We start from the raw sequence: 13,950 nt of genomic DNA, 5'->3' as shown, positions 1-13,950 counted from the left end.
TCGTAATCTTATCTTTTTTTATTAAATGCTAAGTATCTATCCCCTATTTTCATCTCACATCTAAAATAGTTATTTTCAAAAACTTTGCATTTTGAGGTAATAAATAATTGGTAAAAACATGAATTAAAGTATTAAGTAACCAAATAGCGGACACGATAACAATGTTAACTAACTTAAAAGAGGTGTACTTCATGTTTTATTATAAAGAAGAACTGATTAATATTATCAAGCCGGACAAGCCAGATCCAGCTGCCGCAAAAGTTTTACAAGAAATATTAGGTGGGCATTATGGCGAAATGCGTACAATGATGCAATACTTCTTCCAAAGCTCAAATTTTAGAGGAAAAGAGAAGCAATATCGTGATTTACTTCGAGGTGTTTTTTTAGAAGAAATAAGCCATGTAGAACTTGTACAACATACAATTAATCAACTATTAACTGGATCTGGTGAACCTACACCAGGAAATGCAGGTGTTGACACAGCACCACTTGATGAAGCGGTTAAACATGCCAATCCTCATCACTTTATTGTAGGTGCTCAAAGTTCATTGCCCGTTGATGCAGCTGGCAACCCATGGAATGGATCTTGGGTATATAGCCATGGGAATTTAATTAGCGATTTATTAGATAACGTTGTACTTGAATCTACAGGTGTACTTCAAAAAACTAGAATTTATGAAATGAGTTCCAATCAAACTTTTAGAGAAACACTTGCATTTTTAATTGTACGTGATAATGCACATCAAAATGCTTTCGCAAAGGCTTTAGAGACATTGGGTGTTGAATGGGGGAAACTCTTCCCTGTGCCGAACTATGATATTAATAAATACCCAGAGTGCAGAAAGTATGTAGACATGGGATTCCATAACGCACAATTTAATTTTAGCTTAGATTCAACAAGAATGGGAGAAATATTCCAAGGTGAATCACCAAGTAGAAACAAAGGAACATTAGCAGTAACGGACCCGCCAAAAGGTTTTCCTGTACCAGAACTTCCTGAAATGCCAAATGAGCATAGTCCCGGATTAAAAGATATGGATCTTTAAGATCATTATGGCCAACTATTGATTCATGGTTGGTCATAGTTATTTATAAAGATTCATGTAAACTTGTTGTTAACATGATAAGATGTTTTAATAAATCCTCTTTATTTAAAAGTGATGTTGATTATATTGCTGCTCCTCTTAATTTTGTTTCTATGAACTATTAAACGCCACTGTTACTTACTTATAATCTCCCTACCTCTATTCACGTATAAAATCCCTATATTGTAAACAAAGAGGAGGGACTTGTCCCCCCCTCTTCTTTTAATTTTTCTTTAAAAGAGTTGCTCCTGCAATCCCTGGATGTGTCATTTCGAATGGATCTAGAATTAACTCTAAGTCTTCTTGTGACAATACACCATTTTTCACACAAAGTTCTCGAACGGATTGCCCTGTCGCGATTGCTTCTTTCGCAACGCGAGCTGCTGCTTCATAACCGATATGAGGGTTCACGGCTGTAATAATTCCTACACTTTTCTCAACATACTCTTTTAAGCGATCTTCATTCGCTTCAATTCCTTTTAAGCAATTATCTGTAAAGGCACGGAAACCGTTATTCATAATGCTAATCGATTGCAGTAAGTTGAAAACAAGTACTGGTTCCATCACGTTTAATTCTAATTGTCCTGCTTCTGAAGCAAGGCAAATTGTATGATCATTACCTATTACTTGGAACGCAATTTGATTAATTACCTCTGGCATAACAGGGTTTACTTTCCCTGGCATAATAGATGAACCTGGTTGACGAGCTGGTAACATAATTTCTGCTAAACCAACACGTGGACCTGATGCCATTAAGCGAAGGTCATTTGCAATTTTAGACATATTCATCATACATACTTTAAGCGCTGCAGATACTTCAGTATAAGCATCCGTATTTTGTGTCGCATCTACTAAATCTTCTGCACCAACAAGCGGTAATTCACTAATTGCAGCTAAATGTTTTACAACTGCTTCAATATATTCTGGATCTGCATTTAAGCCTGTACCAACTGCAGTTGCCCCCATATTTACTTCATATAAATGTTGACGCGATTGTTGAATTCGTTTCATATCACGTTCAAGTACGCGAGAGTATGCTTTAAATTCTTGTCCAAGACGGATTGGCACCGCATCTTGTAAATGTGTACGACCCATTTTAATAACATGGTCAAACTGTTCTGCTTTTAATTCAAATACATCATGCATATAACCCATCGTTTGTAATAAGCCTTCTAATGCATTTAACGTTGCGATATGAATCGCCGTTGGGAATGCATCGTTTGTTGATTGCGCCATGTTTACATGACTATTTGGACTAATATAATGATAGTCTCCCTTTTCCATCCCTAATAATTCAAGCGCACGATTGGCAATGACTTCATTTGCATTCATGTTCATTGAAGTACCCGCTCCGCCTTGGATTGGATCTACGATGAAATGATCATGCCATTTTCCATCAAGAATTTCTTGAGCAGCTTCTGCGATTGCGCCGCCCTTGTTCAATTCCAATCTTCCTACATCTGTATTCGCAAGCGCTGCTGCTTTTTTTACAATTGCGAACGCTCTAATTAAACTTTCATGAATTTTATACCCTGTAATCGGGAAATTTTCAACAGCGCGTAAAGTCTGAATTCCGTAATATGCCTCAATAGGTAATTCCTTTCCTCCCAAAAAATCATTCTCCACTCGCACGTTCTTGTTTGTCATTGCCATTTTAATTTCTCCCCCATATTAAATGTAAAACCTAAATAAATCATATGAAGTCATTACCAATCCTTATCAGATTCTATTGTTAAATCGTAGGCTAAAGGCTCTTCAATAATTTTTTTAATCTCTTCTAATTTATTAGTTTTCCCAAGCGCCCACATCAATTTTGCTATGATGGCTTCCGTATTCATATCTCCAGACAATATTACTTGATGTTGCGCCACTTTCCGTCCTACTTCATAGAGAAGTATGTCTTCTCCTTCTTCCAGGCATTGAGTAGTAATCACTACAGCAATTCCCATTTCAGTCAACTCTTGAATTTTCGAAAGCAAGTTCCTTCCTTCAAAAGGTAATCCACCGTTTCCAAAACTTTCAATAATAATCCCTTTATACAAATCTTTTAAACAATCAAATACCTCAGGCTTTGTACCTGGATACAATTTCATAAGAAAAACATCCGTACATAAATTAGTATTTATTGAAAGTTCACTATGTGAGGAAGTCGGCTTCCAATGATATTTCACTTCATCTTCATTTACCTCAGCAACATATGGATAATTCACACTTTCAAATGCATCATAACTTTTTGTTCGCATTTTAACTGCTCTCGTCCCAATAATCACCCTACTATCAAAAACAATAAACACACCGCCAACATCCTCACAGGCAAACCTAAGAGCATCAGCTACATTTTTCTTTGCGTCTGTCTTTTTAAAACTAATAGGTACTTGTGAACCTGTTAAAACAACTGGTTTTCTTAAACCTTGCAGCATATAAGATAACGCAGAAGATGTATAAGCTAACGTATCCGTTCCATGTGTAATCACAAACCCGTCATAGTCATCATAGTGATTAAAAACAGCATTAGCTATTTCTTTCCAGTGCTCAGGTTGCATATTGGTACTATCAATATTCATTAAGATTTTGCAATCTATTTCTAAGTTTCGAGAAGACTTCGAAAAATAATTCAATAATTCCTCAGCGGACAATCCTGGAACAAGCCCCTCATTCCCCTCCACAGATGCAATTGTCCCACCAGTTGCAAGTAATAAAATTTTCTTCATACACAACCCCTCCATAAAATAAACAACGATATAGCGTTCGCGTAATGCGTATTTATATTTATCATTATAGAACTTAATTTGAATTAATCAAGATTTTGTATTCAATACGCGTACTTTTTTTCTATTCTTGATTCTTTTTCTATGTTATAATTAATTTAATAAAATTAGATGGGGTATGAGACGAATGCTGGAACGTTTATCTAAATTAAGAAAAAATCAAAAATGGTCCTTACAAGAGACAGCAGATCGACTTGGGATTGCGAAAAGCACCTATGCCGGGTATGAAAATGGTTATAGATTACCTTCATTACAATCTTTATCAAAAATAGCCGATTTATTTGATACATCTGTAGATTATATATTAGGCCGAATTGAACATTCACATCAAAACAAAGATGTAATTGATATTACAAGACTCCTAAACGATCCAGATCCAACACTTTTAATAGATGGAGAAGCACTGTCAACAGAAGAGATAATAGATTTTATTGCTTTTGTGAGAAGTAAACGAGAACTAAGTTCCAAGAGAATAGAAAATATTGAACCAACATGTAAAAGTTGATTCAATAAAAAACGAAGACACTGTACTCTTTAAACTTAGAAATACTTAGACAATTAATTTGCAAACGGTTTATATAATGAATTCTTAGCAGCTGGCCTCATTCGGGGACTTATACTTGGAAACAATCCCATTGGTTATATGATTCAATTATTTTTCATCATTTGTATAGTGGTAGCAGCTATTTTCGGAGGTTTCACATCCAATAAATCAATTATCATGAAACAAGGATTTCTCGCTATTTTAGCGTTGCTTGCCCTTTTATCTTTCATATAGAACTAAAACTTTTCAATAAAGGAACTCACTTTTGAAGAATACGCCATTCTTTCTGTAGATTTATAAGAAAGAATGGCGTTTTTGTATGTCTATTTCTGTATCGAAAGAATTTGAAAGTATAACAGAATTTAAACAAGAATTAGCAAAGTATATAAAATACTATAATCATGAAAGAATCAAGGAAAAATAAAAGGAAATGAATCCAGTATTGTACTAGGCTCATTCCCTAGAGGCTACTTAATAAACCGATCTTTCTAAATTTCGGGGGGCACATTCTAGTTGAATTGCTACAAGCAACAAATTTACTACTTTAAAGTTAAGTGCTTAACCTTGACGTACTTAAATTCTTTTTTCCAGATAAAGCATACATTATATCTTGATGCTTAATTGTCCTCTTATAATTATGTGGTATCGGGAATTTGTTTCGGTGTTCTTTTATTATAATTATGATTACTGTAAGTGATAAAGCTATAGGTATAAAAACGATTAACAAAGCATCTTAATGTTTATGAAATGCTTTGTTAATCGTTTCTCTTCTCCCTAATCTCCTGCGAGACTATATTTTTTATTAAAATTTCCTATATCTTATTTGATTTATTTATTCTGTAACACCAGATTGGGTTACTTTTACATCAGCTGTTACACGAAAACGTAAATGTTTATAGGATTCTTCCCATTCTTGACTGTTCCATTTTCTTACGTGAGTTCTACCAAGCTTTCTAAGTCCTATAGGATCTGTGTCTTTTTTAATAAATCTCTTTATCAATGTAGTTGCTTTTTTTTCTATTTCTTTTTCCATAATTTTTTCTAATTTTTTTATTTCTTTAGGATTATCTAGATTTTTTGTTTTTGTAAATTCTTGAATTTCAGCTTTAACTTGAATATGAGCATTTACGAATGGATGCTTACTATTCCCCTCCATCTTATATTTTGTTCTAGCTTTTATATTCTCTATCGTGGCGTAAGTATTTGAGGAACCAGGTAGTTTGAATTGGTATGTACCTTGTTTAAAATTATCTGTCAACAATTTAAATACAAATAAATCTTTAGGGTTTACTTTATCAACCATTTTACATCTTTTAAAAAGTGCTATTCCATCTAACTCCAACACATTACCTTTTTTAGATATTATCGGTAAATATGAATCTCTCGCATCATCATTAAGTTGGTTTAAAAACATAAAAAAATTTGTTTTTGGCTGCGTTCCATTATCCATATTTTGCTCCAGTAAAGAGGATAGATAGGAAGCAATTTCTTTTTCTTTAGAATAGTTCCCCTTTAATAATGATTCCCCTTTTACATTTGTAATTGCTAAATAAATTGCATTTCCTACACTAGGATTTCGATTCAAAGTCTCTAAAATTTCCTGCATTCCCTTTTCAATTATTTTTTCATTAAATATAATAACACGCAATTGCCCCAACTCTAGAGGTCCAGAAGACTTTTCGGATGCTCTTGCAAGAACTTCTCTACCAGTCTGGCCTGATGCTGAATAGATTTTCGTTTCACCTTCCCCGCCTCCTTTATAAGCTGAAATCGCAAAGGTTCCTTTTAGCTTACCTTTTGCTTCGGTATCATATGCCGCAACTTGAACTAAGTCAATGTCATCCACAATTTTCGTTTTAGCACAACCTATTAAGAAGACACTTACTATAAGGAAAAGTATCCATCGCTTCATGTTTATCTCCTTAACTTTATTTTGGCGGTTTGAATTAGCCATAATATAGGTAGGTATACATATATATATACAAAGCCAATTTGACCTGTCCAAGTATTTAATAAGTTAATTTTATTACGGTTATTCAAGAAAAATGATAAAACAAAGATGAACAGGATGATAACTGGCAAAACATATTTTTGCTTTATTCCCAGTGCCTCTTTTATACCACGACTTACTCCCCATAATGTAAAGGAAACGTTAGGTAATATAAAAAAAGCCCAAACAGAAACAATAATGTATTCAAACCGCTCTATAAAGGGAAATTGTATAATTTTAATCATGCTTAAATATGCCCATATCGCGCTCGCTAGTTGTTTTTCACTAAAAAACGCAAGAGTTAAAATCATAAGGTATGTGTAGACAATAGTCGTTACTAAATTTGCATAGTGCGCATATTTTTGAGAGGTTCTTGCCTTTTTAATAAATGGGTAGTACAACAATAACATTTCAAATCCAAAAAAACTAAACATATTTCCTTTCATTCCTTTCATGATTTCTAGGAATGAATGCTGTGCAATTGGAAATAAATTCTGAAAATCTGCATACTGCAAAGGATAAAAAAATGTGAAGATTAGAATGCTTGGGATAACGATTCCAAAGAAGCCGATTCCAGCAACTACACGAAATCCTCCAGTCACAATGTAATAACATAGCCCCAAAAAAGCCCCTGCTATAATCCAAGATGAAATGGAAGGAAACATCCAAACATGTACTACTTCGATATAGGTATGTAGTGTTGTTGCACCTAACAATACAATATAAGATAAAAAAATGAAGTTGAACAATCCACCAATCCATTTTCCAAGTACGTCTTGATTGATTGCAATGATATCTCCATTACCCTGATTTAAAATCTGATATATAATCCAAATCATAAGATTAACAGATATTCCAAAAAGCAGCGTGCTAATCCACGCATCATTTCCAACTAATTTTGCACTAATCCTTTCAAAACCAAGCATACCAACCCCCATCTGTATAGTAATAATTAAAAAAAACACCATATATGGAGAGACTTGATACTCAATTGGGATCTGTTTCATAATGCTCCTCCCTGTTAATTTCAATCATCAAAATCATTTCGTGATTTAATTTTATTTTTCTCTACCTCTTCTGGATTAAAACGAAAACGCTGTTTAGATCTTGAAAAAATAGGACGTCGAAACATCGCTGAGATCGGCAAACGGATAATGCTATCTTTCCAATCTGTAGGGCGTGTAGGATAAAAAGGAAACAAATAAGGACGTCTTAATGATTCTGTACGTAATAAACGTGCTAAAAGCAAAGAGCTTGTTAAAACAATTCCTAATAAACCCAACAGGTGTGCAGATATTATAAAAGGAAAACGAATTACTCGAATTGTATTACCAATTCGATATATTGGTGCTGTAAATGAGCTAAGCGCTGAAAGTGCAACAATAATAATAAGTACATTACTTGTAAGACTTGCCTCTACAGATGCCTGTCCAATTACAATACCACCTACTATACCGACAGTTAGACCCACTTTAGTTGGTAAACGTGCCCCCGCTTCTCTCAGTAATTCAATCGTTATTTCTAAAAAAAGCGCTTCAATTAATGGAGGAAAAGGTACTTTACTTCTCGATATGATTAACGTTTCAAGAAGTTCTTTTGGAATAAGCTCGTAATGATATGTTAAGATTGCAACATATAATGGAGTCGTTAAGACAGAAAACATAAAAGCAAAAAGCCTTAATAGACGAAAAAAAGAGGCAATAATCCAAGGCATGGTGTAATCTTCTGTCGTAGAAAAAAAGTCAATTAATGTTGTTGGAAGAGTGATTGCATAAGGTGAGCCATCTACAAAAAGTGCAATTTTCCCTTCTGCCAATACAGCTGCTACACGGTCTGGTCGTTCTGTATTCAAAAATTGAGGAAATATAGAATTCGGGTTGTCTGCAATTAACTGCATCAAATACGTGCTATCCAAAACGTGGTCTGTTTTTATTAGACTCACCCTTTTTATAATTTCTTGTAGATTTTGATCATTTACAATTCCCTCAATATATACAATCGCAACGGTTGTGTTAGATAGAGAGCCTACTTTCAATTCCTTCATTTGTAAATAAGGTGTTGGAAGCTTTCTACGTACTAAATTTAAGTTTACATCTAAATCTTCAACAAACGCGATTTGTGGACCCACGATATTGTATTCAATTTCAGCTTTTGTAATATCTCTTTTTTCTTTCTTTGCCACATTGATTAACAAGCCATTTAATTTATCTGTATCGAACTGAATAAGTATATAGCCGTTTAAAATACTATCCTGAATATCTTCCATTTGATTTGTTATTTTTGAATTTTCAAAGGGTAAGACAGACCGAATATCTTGTAATGAATCGAAGCTCTTCTCTTTTATATAAGTTAAAACCTCTTCATGAAATATATTTACATCGATTAAGGTTCTAAAATATGAAATGACTATAGAGGATTTGTTTGAAGCGATCTCCAACGTTATAAAATCTTTAGATTTTTTTAGTAATTGCATTAATTCCTGCAAAGATTTTATAGAGTTAACAGGTACTTTTTCATGTGGTTTCAATTGATAATACCCTTCCTTTCAAAAAGAACCTATATATAGTTTTTAGAAATTTCTATTTTAAAAATGAGGGATATTTATATGTCAATATGCTCCTTAAAAACAATGCCTTTTTAACTAACTTAACCAAAATTAGTTAAAAAATGTATTAAAAGTAAAAATTTGAAATGTCTCCAAGAAAAATTACAATATTAAAAACATCCTTTCTTTTGGTTCTAAAGAAAGGATGTTTTTATAACAGGCTTTTTCAAGTGTCTATTCTATAGGGTACATTTACCAGTGTTCTTCTCTTTATTATTTCATTAAGTAACATTGGCATTACATTCTGTATGGTTTCTTAAAAAATTTCAGTAAGAGAATATCTTAATTTTGAAGTGTACAAATAGGGAGAGTGACTTCAACTGTAGTCCCCTTATTCATTTCACTCTTAATAAATATCTTTCCCTGATGTGTTTCAATGATTTTATAACAGATCATTAATCCTAAGCCAATCCCCTCTTCTTTAATACTATAAAAAGGTTCTCCGAGGTATGGTATACGTTCTTTTGGAATCCCACACCCTTGATCGATAAAACGAATGCTTACTTGATTATTATCAAGTATATTTATTTGAATCAGAATTTCCCCTCCCATCGGCATAGATTCAATTGCATTTTTTAATATATTAACAAATACTTGTTTTAATTGATTTCCTTCACATGAAATCAATGGAATACCAGGGTTAAGATCGATTCTAAATTTTATATTATGCATCATTGCTTGAGGTTGTAGTAGCATTAAAACTTGATCCATTAGCACACTAATGTTATTAGGTTGCATTTTTACTACCTGTGGTTTGGCTACCGCCATAAATTCAGTTGTTATGCTCTCTATACGCTCAATCTCTGATGATACTATATTAATATAACCCTGATTATTCTCATTTTCCGTTGATTTTAGTAATTGCATGAACCCTTTCATTGCAGTTAATGGATTATTAATCTCATGAGCCATTACAGTCGCTAATTGTCCTACAACAGCAAGTTTTTCAGATTTTCGTAATAATTCTTCTGTTTTTAGCCGTTCAGTGATATCACGAGAAATACTTAGAAAAACTTTTTTACCATTTAAGTTAAAAACACGAACACTAAACTCAGTTGTTATTACTTTTCCTGTTGGAAAAACATACTCATCTTGCAAAGTGAAGGAAGTTTGTCCCTTTTTAATTTTTTCTAATAACCTTACGATTATTTGAGAATTTTGTGGTACTATATTTGAAAATGATAATGAGAGCAACTCTTCTCTACTATATCCAAATCTTCTACACCCAACAGGGTTTACCTCAATAAATCGACTTGGAGCATTATCTTCATTCAGCTCTACTACATATACCGCATCAGTTGCTTGTTCAATTAGTGCACGGTACTTCATTTCACTATCTCTTAATTGCTGGTGTAATCGATGTCGTTCTCTTTCTGCTTGTTTTCTTTCAGAGATGTCTCTACATATTGCTGATAAAGCTATCACATTTCCTCTTACATCTAGTATAGGAGAAACTGTCAGACTGATATCAAGAAGACTCCCATCGCTCCGTTGTCTAACAGTTTCTAATCTAGTAACCACCGATTCTCCTGTTAGAATTTTCTGAATATTTTCGAGTGATTCTTCCATTAAAAAATCTGGTACACAAGGTAATCTCTTACCTATGATTTCTTGTGATGACCACCCAAATATCTTTTCATAAGCTTTATTGGCTTGTAAAATATGCCCTTCTCGATCAGAAATGGTAATAGCATCTAGATTGTGCTTTATAAATGATTCCAATAATTCTTTGGTAGCGCTTAATTCTGATTCTACCTTTTTCCTTTCGGTTATATCAACTGTAGAACCAACAACTTCAATAACTTGTCCATTTCGTTTAATCGGCCTAAGCGCAATAAGAATAATAGTTTTATCATTTGGCCAAGGTAATTCAAATATAATTTCTTTTCCTTCCCATGCCTGAAGATAGTACTTCATCAATTGTGGAACTAAATGTGGAGGAACAATAGAAGCATCAATAGTACGTAAGCTTTTTCCTACCACCTGTTCAGAATAAAATCCGTTTTGATAATAAAACTGTCCATCACATAAAGTGTGTATAAAGTGCTTATCCACTTTTTTAAATTTAAAAATTCCTCCTTGAAGCTCATGTACGGTATCTGCAAGTTCTTGCTTCGATTTTTTTAATTCTCGATTCATTTTAGATAAGTCCTGTGTTAAATAATACAATCTCTGGTAGGCTTCCATAAGAAATAGCCCAATTAAAAGTCCTAACGCTATATATAATAGGCCTCCTGTGTAAAGTAATGTAGTATTAAATAATACGCCAACTAACCACTTTATTCCAATAAAAACAGAAAAATATAAAGATGCACTTTTAAAAGGATGTAGTTTTTTTACATAAATTTTAAAAGTAGAAAATAGAATCCCCATACATAAATAAGCAATCACAGGAGGTTCCCAATACTCTCCAATGTAAAAAATACGCATTAATATTATGCTAATTAGCGTAATCCAACCCGCAATACGACCAAAGTAAATAAAAGATAGAATAAGAGGAACAACTCGAAGATCGTAGGAAAATCCCATGTATGGAAAAGAAAAGAACATTAACGTAACTGCAATAATCCCTCCATAGAGCTTTTCGAAATATCGACTAGAATTAATTGTAAACACTTGAATAAATATTGCTGCGCTAACTAATAAAGAAAAAATAGAAAGGTTGATGAAATAATCTTTAATAATCATGTAATGTCCCTCCTTGCATTAAGTGTATTCGACAAAAAAGCTAAAAATCCTACAAATTGTATAAACAGTTCAAATGCATAAATTTTAAACTAGGATAAAATCTGGAAAAGTAAATAAGGAACACAGCAGATGGGATATTTTAATGAAAAATAGTTCAAAAAAGATAATAGTAACCGTTGACTACTATTATCTTTTTTCTTTAAGTTATCGTAATACGTATAAAACTCTAAGGGACGTGGTATGTCATTTCATCAAACAATGATTATATGCTGAGTCATGAATATAGAAATTTCAGCAGTAATTTTTGAAAAATAACATAAAAAACAAAACTATCTTTGAAAATGGAAAAAATCTATATGAATGTCAACTAATCTATGTACAAAAACGTTCACTTAATTTTGCATAAAATCACTCCACTTAGGAAGCTAAGTAGTTCTTCAAGGTCGATAAGAACACCTGTAGATGCTTCAGGATAACTACATAATTGTATGGGTAATGTACTTGAAACCTTTCGGTAAAACCATACACATAATACAACTAACTCCTTGATTCAATATTTACTTTTTTCGCTGAACAAATTCTTTTTCTTGAGCAAAATATTCTAGGATATAAGGGGATTTTTCGATTAACTTGGTGTCTAGTTTATTCTCCAGCTCCAATTACTTCGTTACTTTCAGATTCAGTTCATTATATTTTGTACTTTGTCTTTATACACAACATATTCTTTACCATCCACTACTGCTACTACCGCAAATTCATCATTTGGATTGAATGAAAGCCAATCAGCCCACATGTTAGTATTAGCCCCTCCACTCCACATATTATGAACAGTGTTTTTCGTTAAATTCATAACTTTATAAGACGCATTTGGCGCATTTGTTCCAGTCTTTATTTCAAAAGTGTATGCGTTATGAATTTTTTTATAAAAGTAGAAAACGTTTGATGGACGAAGCTGATTCAAAAAATCCTGTTCTTTTTTCTCTGCGATTTTTATCCCTTCTTGTAAAGTGACAACATCTGTTTTTAATGTTTTCCAACTGTTTTTCGCTGCATTCAAGCTAGGGGGTAAGAATTTATATTTATTTTGATCAGCTTTTTGATCAGCTTTATCAATATGTCCCAGTACACCCGAATATTGAGAATCTAAATCCTCCCATTGCGTAGACATATAAGTAAGAGCAGTGATAGCACTATCAAGCATACTATGCATATCACTAATATTATGAAATGCAACTCCAACTACACGATTCAATGTTATTTTATAATCTACAGTCTGACGCAATTTTGCTAATTCAGGTTCTAGCCAACCTAACTTACCTCTTGCATCACCTATCATTATGCCACCAGCAATCAAGGTTGGAATAAAGGGGATTTTCACCATGTCTAACCCCTTAGATTCTATGTCTTTCTGATATTTTACTTGTCCTAAAAGGTCCTCTAGACGCTTTTGGTCCGCCTCCACATCAGCACCTTGGTTTTTTAAAATCGATTGCAATGTCTCTTTATGACTTCCAAATGTTCTAACATCTTCTCCAATAGCATTTTTTAATTGAATTAATTCTTCTATTAATGCTTTTGCAGACTTTTGATTTTGTTGAATTCCTCCCTGTAGATCTTTAATCCCTTTTTTTAAAGTATCTCCATTTCCAGTATTGATCGCCTCTACTAATGTTTCATAATGATTTTCAAATTTTGTATCGTATTCTATAATGCCTGTCAATGTATCAAAAAGTTGTTTTTTTACTTGTGTATTCCATGTAACAGCATGTGCTCTTGCATTCTTTTGATCTTGTACAATTTTACTAGGTAAATCTGCATTTCCATTAATAGTTATTCCTTCAAAACTCACATCTGGATTATTAATTAGCAAATAAGAGTATTCATTCATAGCTTTTGCAAATAAACCAGCATCTTGCAAAGCTTTTTTCATCTGTTCTTCATTTGCTGAAAGAGATATATTTTCAATGTTCGTTTGTTCAATTTCAATTGCATAAGTTTCTATTGGTATGACTGCATAAGTAGTTGTTATAGTTATAAACGCTGATACAGCGAGTAGTTTATTAGGGATTTTTTTCATCATTTCGTATTCCTCCTATATAAGGTATGGTTTCAAGTTCTAATCTTATTAAAAAGCGATGTCTTTCAAAATGAGTTCTACATCTTTTATCAGTATCGTTTGAACTTTCTTTAGCAGCCTTCAAATCATAAAGTATTAAAGAAAATGTATATAATCTGCTTCAAATTAACCGATTCTGTTGCAAATTTTAAAA

Annotated in this window: 9 protein-coding genes and 3 pseudogenes; 4 read left to right on the top strand and 8 right to left on the bottom strand. The window is 33.0% G+C overall.

Going from position 1 to position 13,950, the window contains the following annotated elements; genetic code table 11:
* Nucleotides 1–191: 191 nt before the first annotated feature.
* Nucleotides 192–1,046 (top strand): manganese catalase family protein, encoded by an 855-nt coding sequence (locus M1D66_RS11955; RefSeq protein WP_153595729.1) that lies wholly within the window; start codon nucleotides 192–194, stop codon nucleotides 1,044–1,046.
* 261 nt (nucleotides 1,047–1,307) lie between these two features.
* Here M1D66_RS11955 and aspA read toward each other — a convergent pair whose 3' ends face one another.
* Nucleotides 1,308–2,738, bottom strand: coding sequence for an aspartate ammonia-lyase (gene aspA / locus M1D66_RS11950; protein ID WP_001251924.1), 1,431 nt, complete (start codon nucleotides 2,736–2,738; stop codon nucleotides 1,308–1,310).
* Between the two features lie 53 nt (nucleotides 2,739–2,791).
* Entirely contained in the window at nucleotides 2,792–3,796 is a 1,005-nt protein-coding gene (gene ansA / locus M1D66_RS11945; protein WP_086384987.1) for an asparaginase, read from the bottom strand.
* A gap of 184 nt (nucleotides 3,797–3,980) precedes the next feature.
* Between ansA and ansR the strand changes: the two genes are divergently transcribed.
* The 3 genes and pseudogenes from ansR to M1D66_RS11930 form a co-directional block, all read left to right on the top strand.
* Complete coding sequence (gene ansR, locus M1D66_RS11940) at nucleotides 3,981–4,358, top strand: HTH-type transcriptional regulator AnsR (protein WP_000893569.1); 378 nt, start codon at nucleotides 3,981–3,983, stop codon at nucleotides 4,356–4,358.
* A gap of 57 nt (nucleotides 4,359–4,415) precedes the next feature.
* Nucleotides 4,416–4,631, top strand: a pseudogene (locus M1D66_RS11935) (DUF1304 domain-containing protein); the annotation flags it as partial.
* Nucleotides 4,632–4,734: 103 nt separating this feature from the next.
* Nucleotides 4,735–4,821, top strand: a pseudogene (locus M1D66_RS11930) (IS3 family transposase); the annotation flags it as partial.
* A gap of 408 nt (nucleotides 4,822–5,229) precedes the next feature.
* Here the strand turns inward: M1D66_RS11930 and M1D66_RS11925 are convergent.
* The 6 genes and pseudogenes from M1D66_RS11925 to hblB all read right to left on the bottom strand — a co-directional run bounded on the left by M1D66_RS11925 (nucleotide 5,230) and on the right by hblB (nucleotide 13,760).
* The gene (locus tag M1D66_RS11925) at nucleotides 5,230–6,309 is read right to left on the bottom strand and encodes a Ger(x)C family spore germination protein (protein WP_049108380.1); all 1,080 of its coding nucleotides are present in this window, start codon (nucleotides 6,307–6,309) and stop codon (nucleotides 5,230–5,232) included.
* 2 nt (nucleotides 6,310–6,311) lie between these two features.
* Nucleotides 6,312–7,394: a GerAB/ArcD/ProY family transporter gene (locus M1D66_RS11920; RefSeq protein ID WP_000809697.1), complete on the bottom strand. Its 1,083-nt coding sequence runs from the start codon at nucleotides 7,392–7,394 to the stop codon at nucleotides 6,312–6,314.
* 20 nt (nucleotides 7,395–7,414) lie between these two features.
* Nucleotides 7,415–8,914, bottom strand: a complete 1,500-nt coding sequence (locus M1D66_RS11915) for a spore germination protein (protein ID WP_086384988.1) — start codon at nucleotides 8,912–8,914, stop codon at nucleotides 7,415–7,417.
* A gap of 360 nt (nucleotides 8,915–9,274) precedes the next feature.
* Nucleotides 9,275–11,680, bottom strand: a complete 2,406-nt coding sequence (locus M1D66_RS11910; RefSeq protein WP_086384989.1) for a PAS domain S-box protein — start codon at nucleotides 11,678–11,680, stop codon at nucleotides 9,275–9,277.
* A gap of 430 nt (nucleotides 11,681–12,110) precedes the next feature.
* Nucleotides 12,111–12,339, bottom strand: a pseudogene (locus M1D66_RS11905) (hypothetical protein); the annotation flags it as partial.
* Between the two features lie 20 nt (nucleotides 12,340–12,359).
* The gene (hblB, locus tag M1D66_RS11900; protein WP_086384990.1) at nucleotides 12,360–13,760 is read right to left on the bottom strand and encodes a hemolysin BL regulatory component HblB; all 1,401 of its coding nucleotides are present in this window, start codon (nucleotides 13,758–13,760) and stop codon (nucleotides 12,360–12,362) included.
* Nucleotides 13,761–13,950 lie beyond the last annotated feature (190 nt).

It is taken from the genome of Bacillus sp. PK6-16 (assembly GCF_056530295.1).
This window is presented reverse-complemented; position numbering and strand designations above follow the sequence as displayed.

Bases quoted from the DNA above. Each gene is read 5' to 3' on its own strand.
- M1D66_RS11955 (WP_153595729.1), top strand. From the start codon at position 192: ATGTTTTATTATAAAGAAGAACTGATTAATATTATCAAGCCGGACAAG.
- aspA (WP_001251924.1), bottom strand. From the start codon at position 2,738: ATGGCAATGACAAACAAGAACGTGCGAGTGGAGAATGATTTTTTGGGA.
- ansA (WP_086384987.1), bottom strand. From the start codon at position 3,796: ATGAAGAAAATTTTATTACTTGCAACTGGTGGGACAATTGCATCTGTG.
- ansR (WP_000893569.1), top strand. From the start codon at position 3,981: ATGCTGGAACGTTTATCTAAATTAAGAAAAAATCAAAAATGGTCCTTA.
- M1D66_RS11925 (WP_049108380.1), bottom strand. From the start codon at position 6,309: ATGAAGCGATGGATACTTTTCCTTATAGTAAGTGTCTTCTTAATAGGT.
- M1D66_RS11920 (WP_000809697.1), bottom strand. From the start codon at position 7,394: ATGAAACAGATCCCAATTGAGTATCAAGTCTCTCCATATATGGTGTTT.
- M1D66_RS11910 (WP_086384989.1), bottom strand. From the start codon at position 11,680: ATGATTATTAAAGATTATTTCATCAACCTTTCTATTTTTTCTTTATTA.
- hblB (WP_086384990.1), bottom strand. From the start codon at position 13,760: ATGATGAAAAAAATCCCTAATAAACTACTCGCTGTATCAGCGTTTATA.